The organism is Mucilaginibacter sp., from assembly GCF_039935595.1.
Lineage (GTDB): Bacteria > Bacteroidota > Bacteroidia > Sphingobacteriales > Sphingobacteriaceae > Mucilaginibacter.
The window spans coordinates 25025-49655 of the sequence record NZ_JBDTJZ010000225.1 but is presented as its reverse complement, the minus strand read 5'-3'; the positions used below and the strand labels follow the sequence as shown (position 1 = coordinate 49655).

The following is a 24631-nucleotide window of genomic DNA, read 5'->3' as shown; positions in this document are numbered from 1 at the left end:
TAAAACGATGGTTGATAATTGCATTATGTCAATGTCTAAATCTGATTTCAGGCTTACGACTTATTTAGAAAAAGATGAAAAATTTGGCGCTTTCTGGAAACAGCTTAAAGATGAATTTGAACTGACTAAAACATTGTTGTTGGAACTTACAGAAACAAAAGCTTTAATGGAAGATTCGCCTGTTGAGCGCCGATCAATAGGTATTCGTGAGCGTATTGTACTGCCATTGGTCATAGTGCAACATTATGCTTTGCATTGTTTAAACAATACTTCGGACGAAGAACTATCAGAGGTTTATAAAAAGCTGGCCATACGTACAGTATATGGTATAGTTAACGCCGGCAGAAACCTGGCATAAGCCATAGCTTAAAATAAAATACCTGACTTATATGGTTTTGTAAACCATATAACAGTAAGTTTGTTATCCTGATAACAAATTATAACCAATCATGAAAAAGGTATTTTTTTATTTAGCTGCCGTGGCAATCATGTCTACAGCATATTCATGCCAGGATGCCCGGAAAGGTAAAAACTATAATGACAAAACGCTTGCGGACGATGAGGCCATAAATTTTATTAAGAAAGGCCTTGAAGCAGGGCTTACCGAAGTAAAAGCAGCCGGGGTAGCTAAAACCCATTCATCAAATGCCCGCATTATAAATTTTGCCAATATGATGATAGCCGATCATACCAGAGCTGGTAACGAACTTAAAAAGATAGAGACCGATAAAATGGTTGATGACCGTGATACCATTAGCATGGAACATCAAAAAATGATAGCCGGGATCTCGGCAAAGTCGGGCGTTGAGTTTGATAAGGCTTATATGGAAATGATGGTTGATGACCATCAAAAAGCCATAAAATTATTTAAAAGCGTTGGCGATAATACCAGCGGTACCATACAAGAATTTGCTGCTAAAACTTTACCAACATTACAAATGCATCTCGATTCGGCTAAAGCAATAAATGCAGCATTAAAATAATTTTAATTGTTGTTGCAAGGGTGGTTTTGCTTTGCCAAACACGGTACGGCCACCATATTTCCAGGAGTTGCTGCGTTCTTCTTCAATCACCTCATCAAAGTTGGCGTTTGGTATAAAATCTTTTTCGGCTTGCTGTGCTATATTGGTTAACCGCTTTATGGCTTCGTTTTTTTCGGTATTGCCCAATTTAGCTTTGTGTATAGCGGTTTGTAAAGTTCCTATTGTTTCATCATAAATCTTAATAGGCACAGGGAAGGGGTGACCGTCCTTACCGCCGTGTGCAAATGAAAACCTTGCAGGGTCCTTAAAACGCGACGGTGTGCCATGTATCACTTCGCTTACCAGCGTTAACGACTGTAAAGTACGCGGACCCAACCCCTTTAATAATAACAATTCCTCAAAATCTTCCGGTCGTTTTTCATGTGCCAGCCAAAGTACGCTGCCCAATCGTTTCAGGTCAACATCCTTGGCTTTTACGTCATGATGCGATGGCATAACCAGTTTATTGATCTCTTTGAGCATAATATCAGGGTTTTCATTAGCTATCTGCATAACTCCGGCCCTTGATGATGCGGCGTGCTTATCAGCCATATTTAAAATATAACCTGCATTTTGCCCGTAAATAGAAGTGTGCGGATTATCAACAAACGAGGTTAACGCATCCGAATGCCAGTGATAGCGTCGCGCTGTTTTACTATGGTCGCTCATACCTTGTTGCACTACGGTCCATTTCCCGGTATCGCTTAAAATAAAATTATGAGTGTATAACTGAAAGCCATCCTGTATGGCTGTATTATCAACCTTGGCGCTCAATTTACTACACCTCACCAGTTCAGTGCCGTTAAGGCCGGTACGGTCGCTTATTTTTATAAGCTCATCAGGAGTTTGTTTGGAGTATTTACCCTTGCCACCACAAATATATATCCCTAAATCTTTACTATGCGGATTAACAGCACGTTTTAAAGCACCCATAACCGAAGTAGTAATACCTGAGGAGTGCCAGTCCATCCCCATAACCGCCCCCAGGCTTTGAAACCAAAAAGGATCGCTCAGACGGCGTAAAACTTCGTCTTTGCCATAATCCATCACTATAGTTTCAACAACAGCCAGCCCTAACTTTGCCATTCTTTCTGCCAGCCATTGGGGCACATATCCATAATGTAACGGCAAATCAGCACTTCCTGAACGCTTCATGCTAACAAATTTAGCAAAATGTTTGTAAAAATTGCAATGCTAAATTTGGTATTAAGCACATTATTATCGATTATTGAGGAACGGATATTAAACCAAACCTTTTACTATTTATCCAATTAAATAAAAACTAAATGAAAAATATTAACAAAGCTCTTTTAGCTATTGGCGCGGGTTTTTTTGCGCTTTCATCGTTTACCATGAATGGACGTATAACGCCTTCATTAAAACTTAATGCCCCTGCTGATACGGCTACTGTTGTATTAGCTGCTGATGCAAAGCCTGTTCTTATATCTGATAAATTTGGCTTCGCCGAAGGCCCTACGGTTGATAAAAAGGGCAATCTGTTTGTTACGGATATGCCTAATGATAAGATATTTAAATATGATATCGACGGCAATTTATCGGTATGGATGGAACATGCACACAGACCTAACGGGATGTTTATGGACAAAAAAGGCAATTTGATTGTTTGTTCTGAAGAAAAAAATCAATTGCTATCTATAAGCCCTAAACAGGAGGTTACCGTTTTGTTAAATGATTACCAGGGCCATATGTTTAATGCGCCTAATGATGTTTACATCCATAAAAATGGAGGTATGTACATTACCGATCCATTATTTGCCCGTGATTTTTGGACGCGTAAGAAAACCAGTGATTTGGACGGCGATAAAGTTTATTACCTACCCAAAGGAGCTTCGCAAGCTATACCCGTTGTTAGTGATATGAAAAAACCTAATGGTGTTGTAGGCACACCTGATGGTAAATACTTATATGTTGGTGACTATTATGGAAAGACCTACAAATACAAAATTGAAAAGGATGGTACGTTATCAGAAAAAACATTATTTGCAGATCAGCCATCAGACGGTATGACGCTTGATAATATGGGTAATGTTTACCTTACAAGCCGTGGTGTAAATGTTTACAGCCCTCAAGGCAAACTGATCAATAAAATATCTGTGCCGGCACCTGCCACAACCAACGTTTGTTTTGCCGGAAAAAACAAAGATGTTTTGTTTATAACCACTTCAAAAGCCTTATATAGCTTACAAACCAAAGTAAAAGGGGTAGAATAATATTATCCTACGGATGTATCCAGCCAATTCATTAAAGAATTGATTTGGTACCGGTAATTTAAAATGGTATTAACGTAGAGACTGGAAATGATTTTCCAGTCTTTTTTTTCGTCAATAAATTCAGGTACAGCTAACCCAGCACAGGTAGAGGCTTTGGTATAAAAGGCTTGTTTTGTGGGATGATCAGGGCTGCAGGCGTTATAGGTATACCCAAAAGCCTGTTGTTTTATAACAGCTAAACTTATGCCTATACAATCCGTTAAATGTATAAGATTTACAGGAGCGTTACCATTGGGTATATCTTTCTTCCCTACAAAAAATCTTCCGGGATCACGACCGGGCCCGATTAAACCGGCAAACCGAATAATGGTTGTAGTAAAAGCGGCTTCCCCCTTTAATAATTGTTCGGCTGTGAGCATTGTATTGCCTGATGTTGTGTTAGGTTGGGGGATGTTTAATTCATCTACTTCTGCATTATCATCAGCATAAACACCGGTAGAGCTTATTAAAACCACTTGTTTTATATTGTACTGTTTAGCTAATGCTATAATAGTATCAATACTATATAGGTAGGATTCTCCATTACCAGAACGAGCTTTTGGCGGGATGCATATCCATAATATATTGCAGGCAAAAAAATCGGGATCGTATTTTTTTTCGCTTTCAGACAGGTTTAGCAGGTAGGGTTTTATACCCTCATTTTGTAATACCGGAAGCTTCGTGGCAGTGGTTGACGAGCCTTTTACCGCTATACCCATATCAATCAATGATTTTGCCAATTGTAAACCATACCAGCCGCATCCTGCAATACTAATGATCATTGTTTTTAATTTAACGCTCAAAAATATTAATAAAATTGTTACTTAAAATTATTTATTTAACTATTTGATTATTAATTATTTATATAATATCAATTAATTTGTTACAAAGATTTATAATAGGATTAGAGTAGATTGTTAGGCTTGCCGAATTTTAGAAATTAGAACAGCATTAGAATATTGTAATTAAAAGCTAACCTTGCTGTTTACATCTATATTTGACGCCTTGAAAGCCGTAATTATAACCTAAATAAAACTTAAAAAATTGATCAAAAATTGTTTTGATTTTACTATACCCAATTGTATTTAAACTAACATAATGAAAAATGTATGCCTATTGGTTTTTGCAGTATTTGCATTAACCGCCTGCAAGCAAAAAAAAGAGGAGAAAGAACCCAGCAACTACACCGTTAAAGGCGATATCATTGTTATTCCGGACAGTTCAAACATTAAATCAAAACTAAAACTTACTACTATAACCGAAGAGCCTTACCGATTACAAATGGTAACGGCAGGTACGGTAAAGGCTATACCTACACAATATGCCGAAATTGCGCCGCCTTTTTCAGGGAGGGTAATTAAGTCATATATGCGTTTGGGTGCAAGGGTTACCACTAATACCCCATTATTTGAAATCAGTTCGCCTGATTTTATGGCTGCACAAAAAGCTTTTTTTCAGGAAAAATCGCAAATGTTACAAGCCGAAAAAACATTAAAACGCCAAAAAGATCTTAAAGATCATGGTGTTGGCTCTGAGAAGGACATGGAAGAGGCTGCCACAAGCTATGAAATAGAAAAAAAGGAATATGAAAATGCCATAGTTGGCATTAAGGTGTTCAAAGCCAATCCTGATAATATTACATTGGGGCAACCATTAATAGTTTATTCGCCTATTAACGGTGAAATAATTGAAAATACTATTGTAGTAGGTCAATTTATAAAAGATGACGCAGCCCGTGTGGCTATAGTAGCCGAATTAAATAAAGTTTGGGTAGTGGGCCAGGTAAAAGAAAAAGACATACGTTATATACATGAGCTGGATCAATGTAGTATTGATATACCCGCGTTGCCCGAAAAACATATAACCGGTAAAATTTATCACGTTAATGATATTATTGACGAAGATACCCGTAGCGTACAAATATTGATTGAATGTAATAACGCCGACCATACCCTTAAGCCCGGCATGTACGTTAATGTTGATTTTAGTAATGCGCCAACCAAAGCCATATTGGTGCCAACCACTTCAATATTGCAAATGAACGAAAGTAGCTTTGTATTTGTACAAAATGCTAAAAATACCTATCAAAAGCGTAAGGTTGAAACAGCGGGTACCGATAGTAACAGAACAGTAATAAAATCAGGTTTAAAACCGGGTGATGTAATAGTTAGCGAAGGCGGTTTTTATTTATCAAATGTGCAATAGTTTTTAAAACTGATGAAGAAACTGATATTTACCGCTATACAAAAGCGCTGGCTGTTTTTAGCTTTATTTATATTGATAGCCATTTTTGGCTATTACTCATGGAAACAATTATCTATTGAGGCTTATCCCGATATTGCCGACGTTACCTCGCAGGTGGTTACCCAGGTGCCCGGTTTGGCTGCCGAAGAAATTGAACAGCAAATAACCATACCTATTGAGCGGGCATTAAATGGTATGCCGGGTCTGCACGTAATGCGTAGCCGTAGCACCTTTGGCCTCTCCATGGTTACACTGGTATTTGAAGATGGGATAGAGGATTACTGGAGCCGCCAGCGGGTGTTGGAACGTTTGGGTGACCTCGATCTTCCTTACAGCGCAAAACCCGGTCTTGATCCGCTTACATCGCCCATTGGCGAAATTTACCGTTATATTATTGTAAGTAAAAATCACGACCTGAGGGAACTTACTGATCTGCAAAACTGGGTTATCATACCTAAAATTAAACAGGTTACCGGCGTGGCCGATGTTGCCAATTTTGGTGGTATTACTACACAGTATCAGGTAGAGGTTGATCCGCGTAAGCTGTCGGCATACAAATTATCATTAGGGGATGTACAGACGGCTTTAAACAATAATAACACCAATTCGGGTGGTAGCGTATTGCCGCGCGGCGATTTGAATTATGTGATACGTGGTATAGGTTTATATAAAACCCTTACCGACATGGGCAATACTGTTATTAAATCAAAGGACGGTGTTCCAATCTTTCTGAAAGATATAGGTACGCTCAAATTTGGTAATCTTGAGCGTAAAGGCATATTGGGCTATACCGACAGAAATGTGAATTTTGATGACGGCATAGAAGGTATTGTACTCCTTTTAAAACACGAAAACCCATCTGTAGTGTTAAACGGTGTACATGCGGCAGTTGATGAACTTAACAATGGTATTTTGCCCGCGGGTGTTACTATTAAACCATACATGGACCGTACCGGATTGGTTGATACCACGCTGGAAACGGTATCGCATACCTTATTGGAAGGTATGTCGTTGGTTATTATAGTGCTTATTATATTTTTAGGAAACTGGCGCGGAGCTTTAATTGTAGCCATAACTATTCCGCTGGCACTGCTTATTGCATTTGTATTGATGCACTTTACCAATATACCGGCCAACTTGTTATCGTTGGGTGCAATTGACTTTGGTATTATTGTGGATGGAGCCATTGTAATGATGGAAACCATATTGAAGCGGCGTGAGGATGATGAAACGTCCATTCTGAAAGAGGAATCAATAGGTACCATTGCAGCAGATGTAGCACGCCCTATATTTTTTGCGACGTTAATTATCATAACCGCTTACATGCCCCTATTTGCTTTTGAACGGGTAGAGAAAAAGCTATTTACACCAATGGCATTTACCGTAGGATACGCGTTATTTGGCGCCTTATGTGTGGCCTTATTATTAATACCTGGCCTTGCCTACACGGTATACCATATGCCGCGTAAAATGTACCATAATAAATGGCTCGAAAAGCTGGGCGAGGCCTATCACCGGGGCATACAAAATATATTTAAAAAGCCATCGAAGGTATTTTTGCCTTTAGCTATAGTTTTAATATGTGCATCTATATTAACCGCTATGGTGGGTAAGGACTTTTTGCCACCACTTGATGAAGGTTCAATATGGTTGCAGGTTACCCTGCCGCCGGGTATATCATTAGATAAATCAAAAACCATGAGCGATGCCCTGCGTCAGCGTACGATGAAACACGGTGAGGTAACTTATATAACTGTGCAGGACGGAAGAAATGATGACGGTACAGATCCGTTCACGCCGTCGCACTTTGAATGTTCAATAGGTTTAAAACCTTATAAAGAATGGCCGCGTGGTAAAACCAAGTATGACCTGATCGATGAATTGGCTAAGGATTATGCAGGCATGGCAGGCTTCCAGATTGGGTTTAGTCAGCCGATGATTGACGGTGTAATGGATAAAATTGCCGGTGCGCATAGCGAGCTGGTGGTTAAGGTGTACGGAAATGATTTTAAAGAAACCCGCCGTATTGCCGAACACGTTTTATCAACGCTGCAAACGGTGCCGGGTGCTGTTGACCTTGCTATTGACCAGGAACCGCCATTACCGCAGTTGCAAATAAAAGTTGACCGAGATGCAGTGGCCCGTTACGGTTTGAATATAAGTGATGTTGCCGAATTAATAGAAGTAGGTATTGGCGGTAAAGCTATATCGCAAATATTTGTGGGCGACAGGGTGTACGATATTAGTTGCCGTTACAGCGAAGATAGTCGTAATACTGTCGATAAGATATCTAACCTGATGCTTACCTCACAATCGGGTGCCAAGATACCGTTATCGCAAATAGCTTCAGTAAAAACCGAGACAGGCGAAAGTACCATCACCCGCGAAACCAACCGCAGGCAACTTACTGTTAAACTAAACCTGCGCGGGGTTGATTTAAGCAGCTTTTTAAAAGCAGCGCAAAGTAAAATTGACGCTAATGTAAAATACGACAAATCAAAATATCAAATAGAGTGGGGCGGCCAGTTTGAGAACCAAAACCGCGCTTATGCACGCTTGGCAGTGGTAGTGCCTTTAACACTGGCCATTATGTTTATTTTACTGTATGGTTTGTTTGGTAAATTCAGGCAGGCCGGATTAATATTGTCTATCGTGCCGCTGGCTTTATTTGGTGGTATGCTGGCCCTGAATATACGGGGAATGACACTAAATGTATCATCAGCAGTAGGTTTCATAGCGTTGTTTGGGGTGGCCATACAAAACGGGGTTATTATGGTCTCGCATATTAATGGTTTACGAAAGAAGGGTATGGCCTTAAAAGAAGCTGTAATTGAAGGTGCCCTAAACCGTTTCAGGCCGATATTAATGACAGCTACGGTGGCTGTGATAGGTTTATTACCGGCATCGCTGGCTACAGGCATCGGGTCGGATGTGCAACGGCCATTGGCTACAGTTATAGTTTATGGTTTATTGTTTTCAACCATATTAACACTTTATGCACTGCCATCTATTTATTATTTACTGGAAAACAAATGGGGAAAAGATGATTACCCGGTAACCCCAAATGCATAAACCATGAAGAGTATACATAAAATATTTATAGGGTTGTTAACACTTTGCAGCGCGCAAATGGTTATGGCGCAGGCTGATACTGTGTTTAACAGGAAGCCGGTGCGCTATATGGCCTTTTTGGCCGCGGTAGGCAAAAACAATCTTAGCTATAGCGCGCAAAAATTTAGTATTGACCTTGCCGCCGCCAACGTTGAAGTGGCAAAAATATTCCCTGACCCGCAACTGGCATTTGGATATACTAACCTTAATCAGGGACGTTTGGCTATGGGATACGGCTTTAACAGCAGTTTGAGCACCACTTTAGAAATGGGAGGTAAGCGCCGTGCACGTATTAACTTGGCCCAAAGCCAAACAGAACTGTCTAAATACCTACTTGCAGATTATTTCAGGAACCTACGTGCCGATGCTACGCTGGCCTATTTAAAGTCGTTACAAAACAGGTATTTATTAACAGTTATGGATAGCTCATACGCTGCCATGAATGGGTTGGCAAAATCAGACAGTATACGCTTTAAATTAGGCGCTATAAGCGAGATCGATGCACGACAAAGTAAAGTGGACGCTGTTAACATGCTTACTTCACTTTATCAAAGCGAGGCCGATTGGAAAACCAGTTTAGTAAATTTATCACTATTAACCAGTAGGACAAATTTAGATACATTGCTTTCTCCGGTGGGTGATTTTAGCAAGTTTGAACGTAATTTCAACTTGATAACCCTAATAACATCCGGGCAAAATAACCGTGCCGACCTGCTTGCGGCTTTACAAAATAAGGATATTGGCACTAAAATGCTCGAACTGGCCAAAGCCAACAGGGTAATTGACCTGGGCATAAACCTTGGGGTAAATTATAATGGTTATGTGCATAATATTATGCCGCCAACGCCATCAACCACACCTATATCAATGGGTATTAGTATACCGTTAAAATTATCTAACAAATACGCCGGCGAATATAAAACAGCCTATTTTACAGCTCAACAAAACGAAGCGTTATACCGCCAAACCGAGTTGCAGATACAAAGTGACGTTACGCAGGCTTATTATAATTATTTAGCGGCGCGCAAGCAGGTAAACTCGTTTAATAATGGTTTATTAAATGATGCCAAACGTGTTTTAGAGGGTAAAATATACAGTTACAAACGCGGGCAAACTACCCTGTTGGATGTATTGAGTGCACAGCGCACTTATAATGATGTGCAGCAAACTTATTACCAAACACTGTATAACTATGCTGCGGCATTAGTTGAAGTTGAAAGAGCAGCAGGTATTTGGGATATTGACTTTTAAGAGAATTAACAATGAAAAAAATAATATTATTCCTGGCATTTATACTGGTAAAGCAATTGGTATTTGCACAGGGGCAACTTCCGGATAGCGTGATGATGAAGCTTAACGGCCGGGTATCATTTAGCATTGAGGCAGGGTACACACAGGCTGGCTTTTATGGAACTGATAAAGACTCTGTATCAGCTAATGGTAAAACCACTACTATAGCTGGTTGTCATGTAGGTATAATTGCGCATACCGCGCTGGGAAAAGAATTTTTTTTACAACACGAATTAATGCTAACCCAGAAGGGTGCAGGCGTAAGTAAATTAGATGCCAACAATAAGCTATATGATACCGAACTAAGGATGCTTACGCTGGATCTGTTCCCTGCAAGCCCGACCTACCGCATAGGTGGTTTTGAATTATTCGCTGGCCCTTATTTAAGCATGCTGGTTAACGGCCATTACCGTTTAAAAGATGTCCAGGGTAATTTTTATAATAAAGAGATCTATGGTCGCCCTGACCAATTGGGGCAAACAGAAAAGTACCTGGAAAAAATTGATTATGGTATCAACGCGGGCGTATCTTTTTCTTACAAAGCACTTAGCCTGCGTGTTAAATATGTACAGGGCTTTGCCGAGGTATTAGACGATCCGTATGCTCTTAACGTGGGGAATCCAAAAACCAGCATCAATGTTTATAACCGATATTTAAATTTTAGCGTAGCTTATCGTATCTGGTAATAACTTAATCAGTCTTAATTTTTCACTCCTCGCCTACAATAGCATAGTAAAACCAAATCTGTGCTGGTATGTTGTATGCTAATACTTTGTCATTTTCAATAAATAAATATTAATAATATTGTATTATTATTTACATTTATTTACCGAAATGACAAGTATTGATTATAATTTTTAGCAATATCTAATTTAAAAAATTATAATCTGTGAAAATATTAACTGACCATATATTATTATCATCATGACAATTGGCATCCCCAAAGAGATAAAAAATAACGAGAACCGTGTAGCGGCAACCCCCGCCGGTATTGCGGCATTGACAGCAGCCGGTCACATGGTTAAAGTTGAGAAAAACGCCGGGTTGGGATCGGGCTTTACAGATATTGCCTACAAAGTTGCCGGGGCGGTTATTGTTGATACAGCTGATGAGGCATGGGCCTGTGAGATGGTAATGAAGGTAAAGGAACCCATTGAAAGCGAGTTTAAATATTTCAGGGAGGGCCTTATATTATTTACCTATTTGCATTTGGCCGCCGAGCCTAAGCTGACAACCTCATTAATGAAAAATAAAGTTACAGCCATTGCTTACGAAACCATACAATTACCCAATGGTACTTTGCCGTTACTTACACCGATGAGCGAAGTTGCCGGACGTATGGCTGTACAGGTTGGTGCCAGTTTTTTAGAAAAGCCAAATGGGGGTAAAGGTGTATTGCTAAGCGGCGTACCGGGGGTAAGGCGAGGGAAGGTTACGATAATTGGTGGAGGCGTAGCCGGTACAAACGCGGCCAAAGTTGCCGCAGGAATGGGGGCTGAAGTAACCATACTGGATAATAACCTGGAAAGGCTACGTCAGTTAGATGATATTTTTGGTTCGCAAATAGCTACGCTGGCATCAAATACTTTGACCATTGCCGAAGCGGTAAAAAATTCGGACCTCGTAATAGGTGCCGTATTAATACCGGGAGCAAAATCACCTAAATTGGTAACTGAAGCCATGATACTTACTATGGAGCCCGGATCTGTAATTGTAGATGTGGCAATTGACCAGGGTGGCATATTTGAAACCGCCGACCATGTTACTACACATGACGATCCTGTTTACATAAAACATAATATTCTGCATTATTCGGTAGGTAATATGCCGGGTGCTGTACCTAATACATCTACCGTAGCGCTTACAAACGCTACATTATTTTACGCGTTGCAAATAGCCAATAAAGGATATGTAAAAGCTTTTAAAGAAAGCGTTCCGTTATTAAAGGGATTAAACACCTATAAAGGCCTGCTTACCTGTAAAGCCGTTGCTGATGCATGCCAGTTACCTTTTACAGAAGCCAAATTTGATGGGCAATTTTCAGTAGCTTGAGTTATTCGCCCCAGGCGGTAATTACCAGTTTACGCGCATCACCGTAATTTCGGTGTTCGCATAAATATATACCTTGCCAGGTACCTAATGCCAGCCTGCCGTCGCGTATAGGTATGGTAACCGAGTTGCCCAGCATGGCAGCTTTTAAATGTGCAGGCATATCATCCGGCCCCTCGTCATCATGTTGATAATCGGGATCGTTTTCGGGGACTGCTTTATTAAAATACATTTCAAAATCCCGGCGTACCGTTGGGTCGGCATTTTCATTAATAGTTAACGATGCCGAGGTATGCATAATAAATACCTGACAAATACCAATTTTAAGCTCGCTTATCTGCGGCAGCGCGTTCAACACTTCGGCGGTGATGATATGGAAGCCTCTTTTACGTTGATTTAGCTGTAATAATTGTTGGTATATTTTCATGATAATTACGATTGCCTCAAATATATTAAATTGAATATCTTTATAAACAAACCTGCTGTATGCATGTTTTTAATAAGCACCACTTAAAAAAAATCCAGTTATGCCAACTATAAGTTTTGAACAATCAATGAGCGGCCTTAGCCAATATTTGTTTGCCATGCAGGTTATGCCCGATGAAGATGATGAATTAGAAGGCGACTGGAACGATGAGGAAGACGAAGATTTTGATGATCGTCTTGATGATATTGAAGACCTGAACGAGATACGCGCGGCAGACGATATGGATGAACCCGACCCGGAAGATGATGATCATTTACCGGATGACGACCTTCAATAACTTTGTCAGATAACTATAATAAATATTTAAGTGATTTTTTGCTTATTCATTTCTTCTAACACGCCATTTTCATTAACGCAATAGGTTGAGCTAAGCTCTACCTTTACAGCATTGGTGTTTTTTTTACTTCTTCTGCGCCTTTTAGCTATGGCAAAAGGTACTGTCAGTATCAACAGCAGTATAATAATCTTCACAATAGCTATTCCCATGGTGCTGTTTTTAATAGTATGTAAACGTCGAATGTTAATTTTTAGCATTCTTTATAAATAAGTAATATTATAATTGAGCTAATTGTTTTATTTTATAGCTATGAATGATGTTTTAGGTCGGGCAATTTTTGATTATCATCACCAAAATAAGCCCGGGCAACTTTGGATACATAACCAATATGGCCCAAAAGAGGAAATGCCGCTTGACATATTCTTCAGGCCAAAAGACGATATGTCTGATATAGAATTGCTTGCGCTTGATCATTGCAGGGGTAAGGTGCTTGATATTGGTGCCGGGGCCGGCAGTCATTCCTTACTGCTGCAACAAGGCGGTACAGATGTAACCGCAATTGATATCTCGCCCCTGGCCGTGCAGGTTATGCAGGCGAGGGGAGTTAAAAAGGTTTATGAAGCCAATATATTTACATACCACCCGCGCAAATTTGATACTCTGTTATTATTGATGAATGGCATTGGTTTGGCAGGTACCCTGCACGGATTAAAGCAATTATTAATGCACCTGCGTTTGTTGCTGAATGATGGAGGACAAGTGCTATTTGATTCTTCGGACGTTGCTTATGTATATGAAGAAATTGGCTTACCGGCCAACAACTACTATGGCGAAATACCCTATCAGTATCAATATAAAACCTTAACAACTGATTGGTTTAGCTGGTTATATATTGATAAAAACACCCTTCATGATATAGCCGTACAAGTCGGTTTTAAACTGCAAATATTGGCTGAGGACGAATATGGGCAGTATTTAGCCAGGTTAATTGTATAACAATTCGGTTATATGATTGTTGGTATTAAACTTTGCCTTTAAGTGCAGAGTCATATTATAAAAAAACATACATTCATGAAAAAGCTATTTATACTTGCCGCGTTTATTACATTTACCTATGGTGCCTTTGCGCAAAACGTTGACCTGCGCCGCAAAATTGAAGTTGTTGGCCTTGCCGAACAGGAAGTTACGCCCGATATTATAAACGTATCCATATCATTAAAAGAATATCTGAACGGTAAAACCAAAGTTACTATTGAAGAATTGGAGAACCAATTGGTTAAAGCCGTTAATGAAGCCGGTATCGCTAAAACCGATTTTACGGTAAACAACCTGTCTTCCTACAACTTTGATTACCAGAAAAAGAAAAACCCCGATTTTTTGGCAAGCAAACAATATGGCATCCGCTTTACTGATTTGAATAAGTTTAACCAGATCATCAGCAAGATAGACCCTAAGGGTATACAAAGCACCAATATTGATAGCTACGATTATTCAAAGATTGATCAGCTTAAAAACGAATTAAAGTTAAAGGCATTGCTGGCTGCCAAAGCTAAGGCAACCTATTTACTAACCGGTGTAGGGGAGAAACTGGGGCAGGTGTTAAATATCACCGAAAGCGATAACAGCAGTTTCCCGCAGCCGCGCCAGGTAATGTATATGGCCAAAACCATGACCAATAGCGACGTTGCCGAATCTGATATTGATCTTAAAAAGATAAAGTTAAGCTTTCAAATAAATGCCGTGTTTGAGATAGGGGCGAGATGATAAGTTAATGCATACTTGTCATTTCGAACGAGGTACGAGGAGAAATCTTAAACGATACATGTCAAGCGTTTAAGATTTCTCACTTCGTTTCGAAATGACATTTTTTTAATTATCAATCCGTATTCAAAATCAGCCTTGGCTCATCATACTCTATCATTTTATTACGGGCATGTGGCGGTATACGTACCGGTTTATTAATGGTATAATCATAGCTTACACACACGGTTTTGCCGGTGGTAACTATCTCTTCGTCACCATTCGGGGTGGTGCGTATCAGTATATGCATCACATCAAAGCTACTGTTACCAATACGTACCACGCGTACACCGCATGATATCTGGTCATGCAGCATAACCGGTTTTAGGTACTGTACTTCGGCGCGGCCTACTATAATACCGTTCTCGCTAAAGTTCCAGTCTATTACATCGCGCCAATAATTAAAACGGGCCACCTCAAAATAGGTTAAATATATAGCGTTATTTACGTGGCCCACAGCATCGATATCCGAAAAACGGATGGCTATCGGGGTTTTATATTTATAATCTGATATCTTTTCAGGCATAATGTGTCATAATGTCGCTTAAAATCTATTCAAACCGACATATTGTCTTTAAATATATGTAAAAAATCTATTGGTACAACAGTTGACCAAACACTTGCGAAGTTAATAAAGAAAAAAACAAAAAAACTTAGGAGGATATAAAAATGACTTTAGTAAAATTTAACAACGGACACAAAGCACAATTGGCTAACCCATTTTTTAATGATGTGTACAATTTGTTAAGCGATTCGGTATTTAGCGAAAAAGTCGCTGCTTTTACACCCGCTGTAAATGTTGCCGAAACAGAAAATCAATTTGAAGTTGAATTGGCCGTTCCAGGTCTTAAAAAAGAAGATTTTAAAATAAATCTTGAAAAAAATGTGTTAACTATTTCGGCCGAGAAGAAAACCGAAGCAGTTGATGAGAATAAAAAATACAGCAAACGCGAATACAGCTTTAACTCGTTTACAAGGTCATTTACCTTACCTGAAAGTGCCGACCAGACAAATATTGAAGCTGATTATACTGACGGTATTTTAAAATTAACAATAGCTAAAAAAGAAGAAGCTAAAATTCAATCAAGAGAGATCACTATAAAATAATTTATTCGGGTAAGTCTGGATTTCCGATTGGCGGCAGTGAACTGAAGTTTGTAGGATAGGAGGTCCGGATATTACCGGATAATATAAAATATGTTGAGCAACGTTACCAACCGTTGCTCATTAAAAGACAGTTAGTTTTCATAATAAAGTTGGTTTAGGTTTGAGATGGGCCGTTTTCTTTTAGGAGGAAGCGGCTCTTTTTTTGATTTCGGATGTTCAATTTCGAATTTAAAATAGTCTGCATACAGAAATCCCAAATTGAACATCCGAAATCCGATATATTACTCATTAGCTATCTCCAAAGCCTTCTCTAAAAATTCATCCCTGTTTTCACGAACGCCTTTTATGGTTTTAGTTACATAAATATCGGGTCTTGTGCCTATGCCGTGATGTTGTGAGCCATCAAGTTTAACAACTTTTAAGCCTGTAAATGTAATAGTATAGCCACCAGGTAATGAAAGTTGGTTTATGTCGCCGTTTGTACCTGCTGTAGGCTGGCCGATGATTGTTGCCAATTTGTAATGCTCAATTATCCCCATATAACTCTCGGCCCAGCTAATGGCTTGCCCATCTATTAAAAAAATAATTTTAGCGTTTAAATGCGGCTTACGGGGCTTTAAGTTCCACCCACCTTTTTTAAATTCTACTAATTTTTCCCGGTCAGGATAAATTATGTGTGGTATTTGCAGCCAGTTTGATGCAGTATCTTTTTGCGTTAATAGGTACTCTATAAAGTTATTGTTGTTTTTTGGATATCCCCTCAGATCACAAATTATAGTTTTACTGTTTTGTAATTTCACCAATGAGCTGTTAATAGTATTCATGTTTGCCGCGCCAATGTTTACATACATGATATCTTTACCTAATATTTTAATTTCGTCTTTTGGAGATGTACTTAAATGCTCATTAAATGATAATGTACGTCTAAGTACAACCTTTTCGTTCTTCCCATCATTATCTAAAATATCTAATCGTAGCTCCGTATCCTTTTCACCCGCTAAACTTTCTATTTGAGCCCGGTATTTTAACCATCCATCAGTAGCTGCAGATATATTTTGCTCAACAGCTTTAAAATAGTCTTGAGGATTTAAACCGTTGATGGCTGTTACAATATCGCCCTTTTTTAATCGGAACGATGCCCCGGACACATCAGTTATAACTAACTTGCCTTCTATCCATTCCCAGGCAATGGGGGGTACATAATTATAGTTACTACCGCCTGTTATGTTTACCCGGATATGGCCGTCTTTAAGCTTTGCGGTTAGTTTTTGCAGGTTTTTTTGAAATGCGTATCTTGTGCTATCCACATAAGCCTCACTTATCGCTTCTCTCATATCATCCAGCCAATTGGTTTGGGCAAAATCAAAGTATAAAAAAAAATGTTGAAATACGTTCCAGGTTATACACAAATCGCCTAAGCGGGTATACAAGTCAACACCGGTTATATCTTCATCATTTATCTTATTATAATTACTTTTTAGCTGTGCTAATTTTAAAGTGTCGGCAATGGGGTAGGTATTTGTACTATTCCCATAAACGGCCAGTGGAATAATAACTTTAAGATTTGCGCCAATATCTTTGGCGATATACTCGCCAACAGCCGGATATGCCTTAAAATAACTCGTGTGCTTTTCTGTTATTTGATTTGTCGGCAATGTGCTTTTAATAGACACCCATTTTTCGGCAGGTGTTTTATTGTCTTCCACAATGCTAAAAGCATAATTTGGATTCGGTACTTTTAATGGGGCATTACCAAAAATACCCGTGATGGATACACCTGTTTTTTGGGTGTTAAAGGTATTGGAATACACTTCTTTCCATACAGTTCCTTCTTTTATCGAAATTTTATAATTATCAACCCAAAACTCGCCATTGCCAGATAAAAATGTACCGGTTGCAAGGTCAACGGCGTTACTATCTATCGTCCCGGTTACAACGTAATTTTTCCATTCAGTTGATACAATAGGACTCTCATCCATATTGTTAAAAAAACCTGTTTTTGTATTGTTAAGATCCACTCTCGCCCAAAAATGACCAGAGCCGGTACCAGTAACCATTTTTGCTTTCCCCTCTAGCTTAAATTGTTTGCCCCGATAGGGCTTAGCATCAAAAAACTTAGCTATGGTACCAAATGATTGGGATATAGGCTTGAAATTGACATTCCTATTTGTACGGGCACTTTGATAAGGGCTGCGTTTGTCATTTAGCAAACCAACACCTATATGCTGCCAGGCTATAGTTTTATATCCGTCAAGAGGAGTTGGTGGTATTAGTTTCTCTTTATCAAATGATATATTTTCATCCTGATTACCTATTTGCAGGGTAGGAGCAATTGGTGAAAAAAGATTTATAAGGGTTTGTTTGAGTTGCTGCTGATCATTACATTCGGCAACTTTTTTGCTGCCATATATAGCAAATTTATCCCAGTCAATAGCCGCTGCCTCATCACTTGGGTGGAAATACCTTACATAGCCATATAATTTAGTAAAGGCTACCTGGTTTTCAATTTGTTGCTTGGTTTGGGCAATTATTGGTGTTGTAAACACAACAAATAATAGTAACAAGCAATTTTTTTTCATGATGCGGGCTTAATTGTTACACAAGTATAACCTAAAATAAACACTACATCTGGAAATTAACAAAATTTAACTATCCTTAATTCCGCATTCTAACTTCCGCATTCCGCATTTAATTAATCCCGCATATTAATATACTGCAAAGGCTGGCCAAAATCACCTTTACGGCAAAGGGCAATTACTGCTTGCAGGTCGTCAATCTTTTTTCCCTGAACGCGAACCTGGTCGTCCATAATAGATGCCTGTACTTTTAAGCCGCTATCCTTTATTGCTTTTACTATTTTTTTTGCGGCTTCTTTATCAATTCCTTCCTTAATTTTAATTTCCTTACGTATCATATTGCCTGATGCAGCTATTTGATTTTGATCAAGATCAAGCGCTTTGGGATCAAGGTTTTGCTTTACCATGCGGCTTATTATCGAATCCTGAATAGCTTTAAGGCGCATATCATTTTCGGTAACTATGGTTACGGTGTTTGTTTTCTTATCCAGTTCAACAGTGCTTTTTGAATCGTTAAAATCATAACGGTTCAAAATTTCTTTTTTCGCAGTATTGATAGCATTATCAAACGTTTGGCCGTCAATCTTGCTTACTATATCAAATGTTGGCATGATGTATTTATATTTTGGTTTACAAACTTAATTAAAATAAGATAATGTTGGCAAGGTGTTGACTTACCTTCGACAGATTGCCCGTTCGGGCACAGACAATGGGCTAAAGTTAACATTTAAAACGACCACATTTTTTTGGTAAAATGGTTTACATAGGTTTACACAATTACAAATCAAATAAATTAATTTATTGATATTCAACTAATTATAAAAATAGTGGGTTTACAAAAATTGATTTTTAAGTCTCGCTGATAAACTGGTGCTATCCACTCACTGGTATAAATGAAGTATAGCATAACTTATTCTTTATAATATTCTATATTTCAGATTAATAAGACATAATAATGCTTGCCACAATTTAAAACTAAGTTGAAAACCTTGACTTGTAAGAGGATTAAATAGACATCAGTGATTCAGACACTCCCTAGATTAAATTATTAAAACAATGCACATTACAATTACTTAATATTAACTTAACAAATAAATAAGCAGATTTGCATTTACGGCTGCAAGGCCGGTATATATATGGATATTAAGCGCGCACCTTTAATTAATAGAGAAATAAGCTGGTTGTATTTTAACGACCGCGTATTACAAGAAGCCGCCGACCCAACCGTACCATTAATTGAACGCATAAAATTCCTGGCAATATTCTCGTCAAACCTTGATGAGTTTTACCGCGTGCGCGTGGCAACTTTAAGCCGCCTGGCAAACCTTAATGAAAAAGCCAAAGAAGTATTGGGTTACAACCCTAAAAAAATACTTAATCAAATAAAAAGCATAGTAGTAAAGCAGGAGCGTAAGTTTAATAACCTTTATGAAAATATTATAATTAAACAACTTGCCGAAGAGAAGATATTTATATTAAATGATACGCAGTTAAATGTGGCGCGGGGTAGTTTTGTTAAAAATTACTTTCGCGAAAAAGTGTTGGCTACATTGGTTCCTATTATGCTTGATAATGGCTCGCCGCTGCCTGATTTGCGCGACCGGGCCATTTATTTTTTTGTAAAACTTACCCGCAATAAAAAAACACGGTATGCACTTATTGAGATACCTGATAACCATAGCCGGTTTATAGTGCTGCCCGAAACCAATAACCTTAAATTTATAATACTGCTCGATGATATTATAAGGTATAGCCTGGAAGACGTTTTCTTTATTTTTGAACACGATAGCATTGAGGCTTACTCCATACAGCTTACCCGAGATGCGGAGCTTGACCTGGATAAAGAGGTAAGCGGCAAATTTATCGACTCGTTAGCTAAAAGCTTGCAAAAGCGCCGTAGGGGCAAGCCAATGCGCTTATTATATGATTCGGAAATGCCGATGGAAATGTTAACACATTTGGTAGGCAAGATGGGTTTACATGGCGAAAGCCTAATACCCGGCAATAGGTACCATAACTTTAAAGATTTTATTTCCTTCCCTAACGTGGGCAGGCCCGAACTGGAATATCCCAAATATACCCCACTGCCGGTTGATCATCTGTCGTTCAGGAAAAGCTTGATAGAGATGATAGCAAAAAAGGATTACCTGATCAATACGCCATACCAATCATACGATTACGTGATACACTTTTTGCGCGAAGCGGCTATTGATCCGAAGGTAAAAGAAATAAGTATAGCCGTTTACCGCCTGGCTGAGAACTCACGTATAATTCATGCTTTAATAAACGCGGCTAAAAACGGTAAAAAAGTTACTTGCCTGGTTGAGCTACGTGCCCGCTTTGATGAACAAAATAATATTACCTGGAGCCATAGACTTGAAGAAGAAGGCGTTAAAGTAATATATGGTTTTGAAGATTATAAGGTACACTCAAAAATATGTTTGGTTAGCCGTACTGAGAAAGAAAAGGTAAATTACTATGCCTGCCTTTCTACCGGTAACTATAACGAAAAAACTGCCCGTATATATGCCGATCATACCCTGCTAACCAGCAATAAGAAGATAACTGACGATCTGCGATCGGTTTTTAAGGCATTGAACAAAGGTGATTTACCCAAAGGGTTAAAAAGCCTTATCGTATCGCCTATTGATTCGCGCCCGGCTATTTACAAATTGATTGATACAGAAATAAAGAATGCTAAAGCAGGCAAACAGGCGTATATGGTATTTAAAATGAACAGCCTGGCCGATGAGGATTTGATTGCTAAATTATACCATGCCAGCAACGCAGGGGTTAAAATACAACTTATTGTAAGGGGAATGTGCTGTTTGGTACCGGGAGTAAAGGGCTATAGCGAGAATATTGAAGTGATAAGTATAGTTGATAAATATCTGGAACATGCCCGTGTACACATTTATTGTAATGGGGGTAACGAACTGATTTACCTTACATCCGCCGATTTTATGTCACGCAATATAGATAGCCGGATTGAAGTAGGTTTCCCGATTTATGAAGCTGATATAAAAAAGGAGATACGGGATATTATCAATATACAATTGAGCGATAACACCCGTGCTCGCGAAATAAATATTCATAACAGTAATAAATACCGTAAAACACATGCCGAACTTCCGGTTAGGGCACAAATAGATATATACAATTACCTAAAAAATAAACAGCCAATAAATTGAGATACGCCGCTATTGACATCGGATCAAACGCAGTAAGGTTACTTATTGCCGAAATAATTGAAAACAACGGAGCTATTTCTTTTAAAAAGAATACGCTTATACGGGTACCCCTGCGTTTGGGCGACGATGCCTTTATGGACCAACATATATCTGATAAAAAAGCTGCCGACCTGGTAAAAACCATGCAGGCTTTTCGTAACCTGATGGATGTATATAAGGTGACTGATTATATGGCCTTTGCTACATCGGCCATGCGCGAAGCTAAAAATGGGAAACAGGTTGTTGACCAAATTATTAAAGATGCCGGTATTGACCTGGAGATCATCCACGGGCAAAAAGAGGCTAAAATAATTTATGCCAGCCATGCCGAACAGGCTATTGATAAAGCCAAAACCTACCTGTATATTGATGTAGGTGGTGGCAGTACGGAGCTTTCATTATTTTCGGCAGGAGAGATGGTGGCTTCAAGGTCATTTAACATTGGTACCATACGCATATTGGATAATCAGGATACCGAAGAAACCTGGACCGAAATGCACGATTTTATTCGCGAACATACCCGTCAGGTTAAAAACATATCGGGCATTGGTACGGGTGGCAATATTAATAAGCTGTATAAACTGGCCGAAGAAAAAGATAAGGCACCTATAAGTTTTGCAAAATTAAAATCACTTTATAACTACTTAAACTCGTTTTCGTTAAAGGACCGTATAAATGTTTTAGGGCTTAATCAGGATAGGGCCGACGTTATTATACCGGCCGCCGAAATATATATAGCCGTGATGAAATGGGGCGGAATTAAGCAAATGTATGTACCCAGCGTAGGTATGGTTGACGGTATTATTCAAACCTTAATTGAAAAAAATTACAACAAATAGGTTAAATTAATTTTAGCAAATTATTTAATAATTAAGAAAACTGTTATTATATTTGTATTGCTTCGATAAGAAGCATGTTTTTCATAGGTAGATGTAGGGTCGGGTACATAGTATTCGACCCTTTTTTGTGCAGGTAAATAGCACCACCCAACCCTCCCCGGTAGGGAGGGCTTAAAAAGTCTCCCCAACCGGGGGAGATTTAGAGGGGGCTGATAGATATGATGAAAAGAAAAATTGTTGTAGCCATTACCGGTGCCAGCGGCGCCATATACGCCCAGTTATTATTAAAAAAGCTGCAGCAATTAAACAGCCAGATAGCCGAGGTGGGCATAGTAATGTCTGACAATGCCAAACAGGTTTGGGAGTTTGAGCTGGATAATACCGACTACAATAATATTCCATACAAATTTTACGAGAAAAATAACTTTATGGCACCCTTTGCGTCGGGATCGGCCAGGTTTGATACCATGGTTATTATACCATGCTCTATGGGTACGCTGGGTAGGATAGCCTCCGGCGTGTCTGATGACCTGATATGCCGCGCAGCTGATGTTATACTCAAAGAGCGCCGCAAACTGATTCTGGTGGCCCGGGATATGCCGCTTAACCTTATCCACATCCGCAATATGCAAACCGTTACCGAGGCCGGCGGCATAATTTGCCCTGCGGTACCATCATTTTACAGCAAACCACAAACCATTGAAGATGTGGCTATGACGGTGGTGAACCGGGTAATTGACCTGATAGGGTTGGAGAATGAGAGTTATCGATGGAGTGAAACGCTTAATAGTTAGTGGTTTATTGGGCTAAAGCCATCACTTATTATTTTATGCTCCGTCCCATAAATGGGACGGCAATGAAGACATTATCATTAAATAAATTGAAATATCATCTAATTCATTGCCGTTGGTTTTAACCAACGGAGAATTGTAGTAGTCCAAAAAAGGCTTTAGCCAAACTAAGCCTTTTCAATTCTATCTCTAAAATCCCTACCTTTGCACTTTGCACATGAATAAAAAAGTTGCTTTTTATACACTGGGTTGTAAGCTGAATTATTCGGAAACATCAACTATTGGTCGCCAGTTTAATCAGGCCGGCTTTGACACCGTTGACTTTACCAACACCCCCGATGTTTTTGTAATAAACACCTGTTCAGTTACCGAAAACGCGGATAAAAAGTGTAGAAAGATTGTTCAGGAAGCGCTTAAAATATCGCCTTCGGCGTATGTGACCATTGTAGGCTGTTACGCGCAGTTAAAACCTAAAGAGATTGCCGAAATACCGGGCGTTGATATGGTTTTAGGCGCTGCCGAGAAGTTCCAGATAGTGGATTATATTAGCGACCTCACTAAAAATCCTAAAGCATTAGTATATAACCAGCCTGTATCCGAGGCTAATGAGTTTATATCATCCTATTCATTTGGCGACCGTACCCGAACCTTTTTAAAGGTACAGGATGGCTGCGATTACTCGTGTACATTTTGTACCATACCATTGGCCCGTGGCAATAGCCGTAGCGACACTATTGACAATGTGGTAGCACAAGCACGGCAAATAGCCGCGTCAGGCGTTAAAGAAATTGTACTAACAGGCGTAAATCTGGGCGATTTCGGTATTATTGATGGCAAACGAGACACCAAATTTTTCGAGTTGGTGAAAGCTTTAGATAAGGTGGAAGGTATTGATCGTTTCCGCATCTCATCAATCGAGCCTAATTTATTGACTGATGAGATCATTGAGTTTGTAGGGTCATCTAAAAGGTTTGTGCCGCATTTTCATATTCCGCTGCAATCCGGCTCTGATAAGATATTAGGTTTAATGCGGCGCAGGTATAAAAGAGAGTTATATACCGATCGCGTAGCCAAAATAAAGGCACTGATGCCTGATTGCTGTATAGGAGTAGATGTTATAGTAGGTTTCCCCGGCGAAACGCGTGAGGATTTTATTGATACCTATAACTTTTTGAACGACCTTGATATTTCCTACCTGCATGTATTCACCTATTCGGAGCGCGAAAATACTTTAGCTGCCGAGATGAGTGGGGTAGTGCCGGGCTCAACACGTGCCGAGCGTAGTAAAATGCTGCATATATTATCTGATAAAAAGCGCCGCTCATTTTATGAAACCCAGCTTAATAAAACGGAAGAAGTTTTGTTTGAGGGCGACATTAAAGATGGCTTTATGCACGGCTTTACCCGTAACTATGTTAAAGTAAAAGCTAAGTACGACCCGGTATTGGTTAACGAACTGAAAACTGTTTACTTAACAAATATTTCACCTGACGGTGATGTTGAAATAACCGAAAGCGAAGAAATATTAACTCATTAAG

General features: G+C 39.2%; 23 protein-coding genes. 16 read left to right on the top strand and 7 right to left on the bottom strand.

Going from position 1 to position 24631, the window contains the following annotated elements; all coding sequences use genetic code 11:
- Nucleotides 1-358: phosphoenolpyruvate carboxylase (locus ABI367_RS16305; RefSeq protein ID WP_462227458.1), on the top strand; the 358-nt coding region annotated here is incomplete at its 5' end.
- A 91-nt stretch (nt 359-449) separates the two neighbouring features.
- Complete coding sequence (locus ABI367_RS16300; protein ID WP_462227457.1) at nt 450-983, top strand: DUF4142 domain-containing protein; 534 nt, start codon at nt 450-452, stop codon at nt 981-983.
- Here ABI367_RS16300 and ABI367_RS16295 read toward each other — a convergent pair.
- The gene (locus tag ABI367_RS16295) at nt 975-2177 is read right to left on the bottom strand and encodes a DUF763 domain-containing protein (RefSeq protein ID WP_462227456.1); all 1203 of its coding nucleotides are present in this window, start codon (nt 2175-2177) and stop codon (nt 975-977) included. The genes ABI367_RS16300 and ABI367_RS16295 overlap by 9 nt on opposite strands.
- A 131-nt stretch (nt 2178-2308) precedes the next feature.
- On the opposite strand from ABI367_RS16295, the gene ABI367_RS16290 reads away from it, so the two are divergent.
- Complete coding sequence (locus ABI367_RS16290; RefSeq protein WP_462227455.1) at nt 2309-3253, top strand: SMP-30/gluconolactonase/LRE family protein; 945 nt, start codon at nt 2309-2311, stop codon at nt 3251-3253.
- A 2-nt stretch (nt 3254-3255) separates the two neighbouring features.
- On the opposite strand, the gene ABI367_RS16285 is transcribed toward ABI367_RS16290, so the two are convergent.
- Nucleotides 3256-4074: an NAD(P)H-binding protein gene (locus ABI367_RS16285; RefSeq protein ID WP_462227454.1), complete on the bottom strand. Its 819-nt coding sequence runs from the start codon at nt 4072-4074 to the stop codon at nt 3256-3258.
- Between the two features lie 316 nt (nt 4075-4390).
- On the opposite strand from ABI367_RS16285, the gene ABI367_RS16280 reads away from it, so the two are divergent.
- The 5 genes from ABI367_RS16280 (at nt 4391) to ald (ending at nt 11989) form a co-directional block, all read left to right on the top strand.
- Entirely contained in the window at nt 4391-5497 is a 1107-nt protein-coding gene (locus ABI367_RS16280; RefSeq protein WP_462227453.1) for an efflux RND transporter periplasmic adaptor subunit, read from the top strand.
- A gap of 12 nt (nt 5498-5509) precedes the next feature.
- Nucleotides 5510-8608, top strand: coding sequence for an efflux RND transporter permease subunit (locus ABI367_RS16275; RefSeq protein WP_462227452.1), 3099 nt, complete (start codon nt 5510-5512; stop codon nt 8606-8608).
- Nucleotides 8609-8611: 3 nt separating this feature from the next.
- Nucleotides 8612-9898: a TolC family protein gene (locus ABI367_RS16270; protein ID WP_462227451.1), complete on the top strand. Its 1287-nt coding sequence runs from the start codon at nt 8612-8614 to the stop codon at nt 9896-9898.
- An 11-nt stretch (nt 9899-9909) separates the two neighbouring features.
- Entirely contained in the window at nt 9910-10623 is a 714-nt protein-coding gene (locus tag ABI367_RS16265; protein ID WP_462227450.1) for an outer membrane beta-barrel protein, read from the top strand.
- 238 nt (nt 10624-10861) lie between these two features.
- A complete protein-coding gene (gene ald / locus ABI367_RS16260; protein ID WP_462227449.1) occupies nt 10862-11989 on the top strand; it encodes an alanine dehydrogenase in 1128 nt (375 codons plus the stop codon).
- Nucleotide 11990: 1 nt separating this feature from the next.
- Here the strand turns inward: ald and ABI367_RS16255 are convergent, their stop codons facing one another.
- Complete coding sequence (locus tag ABI367_RS16255) at nt 11991-12413, bottom strand: secondary thiamine-phosphate synthase enzyme YjbQ (protein WP_462227448.1); 423 nt, start codon at nt 12411-12413, stop codon at nt 11991-11993.
- A gap of 100 nt (nt 12414-12513) precedes the next feature.
- Between ABI367_RS16255 and ABI367_RS16250 the strand changes: the two genes are divergently transcribed.
- Nucleotides 12514-12750, top strand: a complete 237-nt coding sequence (locus ABI367_RS16250; RefSeq protein ID WP_462227447.1) for a hypothetical protein — start codon at nt 12514-12516, stop codon at nt 12748-12750.
- Between the two features lie 26 nt (nt 12751-12776).
- Here ABI367_RS16250 and ABI367_RS16245 read toward each other — a convergent pair whose 3' ends face one another.
- A complete protein-coding gene (locus ABI367_RS16245) occupies nt 12777-13007 on the bottom strand; it encodes a hypothetical protein (RefSeq protein WP_462227446.1) in 231 nt (76 codons plus the stop codon).
- Nucleotides 13008-13059: 52 nt separating this feature from the next.
- Here ABI367_RS16245 and ABI367_RS16240 point away from each other — a divergent pair, with 52 nt between their 5' ends.
- Nucleotides 13060-13746 carry a class I SAM-dependent methyltransferase gene (locus ABI367_RS16240; protein ID WP_462227444.1) on the top strand — a complete coding sequence of 229 codons (687 nt, stop codon included), beginning with the start codon at nt 13060-13062 and terminating at the stop codon, nt 13744-13746.
- 75 nt (nt 13747-13821) lie between these two features.
- The gene (locus ABI367_RS16235) at nt 13822-14514 is read left to right on the top strand and encodes an SIMPL domain-containing protein (protein ID WP_462227443.1); all 693 of its coding nucleotides are present in this window, start codon (nt 13822-13824) and stop codon (nt 14512-14514) included.
- Between the two features lie 112 nt (nt 14515-14626).
- On the opposite strand, the gene ABI367_RS16230 is transcribed toward ABI367_RS16235, so the two are convergent.
- Nucleotides 14627-15076: an acyl-CoA thioesterase gene (locus ABI367_RS16230; protein WP_462227442.1), complete on the bottom strand. Its 450-nt coding sequence runs from the start codon at nt 15074-15076 to the stop codon at nt 14627-14629.
- 143 nt (nt 15077-15219) lie between these two features.
- On the opposite strand from ABI367_RS16230, the gene ABI367_RS16225 reads away from it, so the two are divergent.
- Nucleotides 15220-15657, top strand: a complete 438-nt coding sequence (locus ABI367_RS16225) for an Hsp20/alpha crystallin family protein (protein WP_462227441.1) — start codon at nt 15220-15222, stop codon at nt 15655-15657.
- Between the two features lie 281 nt (nt 15658-15938).
- On the opposite strand, the gene ABI367_RS16220 is transcribed toward ABI367_RS16225, so the two are convergent.
- A complete protein-coding gene (locus tag ABI367_RS16220) occupies nt 15939-18236 on the bottom strand; it encodes a S41 family peptidase (RefSeq protein ID WP_462227440.1) in 2298 nt (765 codons plus the stop codon).
- Between the two features lie 113 nt (nt 18237-18349).
- On the bottom strand, nt 18350-18844 hold the full coding sequence (locus ABI367_RS16215) for a YajQ family cyclic di-GMP-binding protein (protein ID WP_462227439.1): 495 nt from the start codon (nt 18842-18844) through the stop codon (nt 18350-18352).
- 525 nt (nt 18845-19369) lie between these two features.
- On the opposite strand from ABI367_RS16215, the gene ppk1 reads away from it, so the two are divergent.
- From ppk1 to mtaB, 4 genes are all read left to right on the top strand, one after another.
- Complete coding sequence (gene ppk1 / locus ABI367_RS16210) at nt 19370-21424, top strand: polyphosphate kinase 1 (protein ID WP_462227438.1); 2055 nt, start codon at nt 19370-19372, stop codon at nt 21422-21424.
- Complete coding sequence (locus tag ABI367_RS16205) at nt 21421-22302, top strand: Ppx/GppA phosphatase family protein (RefSeq protein WP_462227437.1); 882 nt, start codon at nt 21421-21423, stop codon at nt 22300-22302. The genes ppk1 and ABI367_RS16205 overlap by 4 nt, the downstream gene beginning before the upstream one ends.
- Nucleotides 22303-22520: 218 nt before the next feature.
- Entirely contained in the window at nt 22521-23096 is a 576-nt protein-coding gene (locus ABI367_RS16200; RefSeq protein ID WP_462227436.1) for a UbiX family flavin prenyltransferase, read from the top strand.
- 214 nt (nt 23097-23310) lie between these two features.
- Complete coding sequence (gene mtaB, locus ABI367_RS16195; RefSeq protein WP_462227435.1) at nt 23311-24630, top strand: tRNA (N(6)-L-threonylcarbamoyladenosine(37)-C(2))-methylthiotransferase MtaB; 1320 nt, start codon at nt 23311-23313, stop codon at nt 24628-24630.
- Nucleotide 24631 lies beyond the last annotated feature (1 nt).

Coding starts and splice junctions, on each gene's coding strand:
- ABI367_RS16300 (WP_462227457.1), top strand. CDS start 450: ATGAAAAAGGTATTTTTTTATTTAGCTGCCGTGGCAATCATGTCTACA.
- ABI367_RS16295 (WP_462227456.1), bottom strand. CDS start 2,177: ATGAAGCGTTCAGGAAGTGCTGATTTGCCGTTACATTATGGATATGTG.
- ABI367_RS16290 (WP_462227455.1), top strand. CDS start 2,309: ATGAAAAATATTAACAAAGCTCTTTTAGCTATTGGCGCGGGTTTTTTT.
- ABI367_RS16285 (WP_462227454.1), bottom strand. CDS start 4,074: ATGATCATTAGTATTGCAGGATGCGGCTGGTATGGTTTACAATTGGCA.
- ABI367_RS16280 (WP_462227453.1), top strand. CDS start 4,391: ATGAAAAATGTATGCCTATTGGTTTTTGCAGTATTTGCATTAACCGCC.
- ABI367_RS16275 (WP_462227452.1), top strand. CDS start 5,510: ATGAAGAAACTGATATTTACCGCTATACAAAAGCGCTGGCTGTTTTTA.
- ABI367_RS16270 (WP_462227451.1), top strand. CDS start 8,612: ATGAAGAGTATACATAAAATATTTATAGGGTTGTTAACACTTTGCAGC.
- ABI367_RS16265 (WP_462227450.1), top strand. CDS start 9,910: ATGAAAAAAATAATATTATTCCTGGCATTTATACTGGTAAAGCAATTG.
- ald (WP_462227449.1), top strand. CDS start 10,862: ATGACAATTGGCATCCCCAAAGAGATAAAAAATAACGAGAACCGTGTA.
- ABI367_RS16255 (WP_462227448.1), bottom strand. CDS start 12,413: ATGAAAATATACCAACAATTATTACAGCTAAATCAACGTAAAAGAGGC.
- ABI367_RS16250 (WP_462227447.1), top strand. CDS start 12,514: ATGCCAACTATAAGTTTTGAACAATCAATGAGCGGCCTTAGCCAATAT.
- ABI367_RS16245 (WP_462227446.1), bottom strand. CDS start 13,007: ATGCTAAAAATTAACATTCGACGTTTACATACTATTAAAAACAGCACC.
- ABI367_RS16240 (WP_462227444.1), top strand. CDS start 13,060: ATGAATGATGTTTTAGGTCGGGCAATTTTTGATTATCATCACCAAAAT.
- ABI367_RS16235 (WP_462227443.1), top strand. CDS start 13,822: ATGAAAAAGCTATTTATACTTGCCGCGTTTATTACATTTACCTATGGT.
- ABI367_RS16230 (WP_462227442.1), bottom strand. CDS start 15,076: ATGCCTGAAAAGATATCAGATTATAAATATAAAACCCCGATAGCCATC.
- ABI367_RS16225 (WP_462227441.1), top strand. CDS start 15,220: ATGACTTTAGTAAAATTTAACAACGGACACAAAGCACAATTGGCTAAC.
- ABI367_RS16220 (WP_462227440.1), bottom strand. CDS start 18,236: ATGAAAAAAAATTGCTTGTTACTATTATTTGTTGTGTTTACAACACCA.
- ABI367_RS16215 (WP_462227439.1), bottom strand. CDS start 18,844: ATGCCAACATTTGATATAGTAAGCAAGATTGACGGCCAAACGTTTGAT.
- ppk1 (WP_462227438.1), top strand. CDS start 19,370: ATGGATATTAAGCGCGCACCTTTAATTAATAGAGAAATAAGCTGGTTG.
- ABI367_RS16200 (WP_462227436.1), top strand. CDS start 22,521: ATGATGAAAAGAAAAATTGTTGTAGCCATTACCGGTGCCAGCGGCGCC.
- mtaB (WP_462227435.1), top strand. CDS start 23,311: ATGAATAAAAAAGTTGCTTTTTATACACTGGGTTGTAAGCTGAATTAT.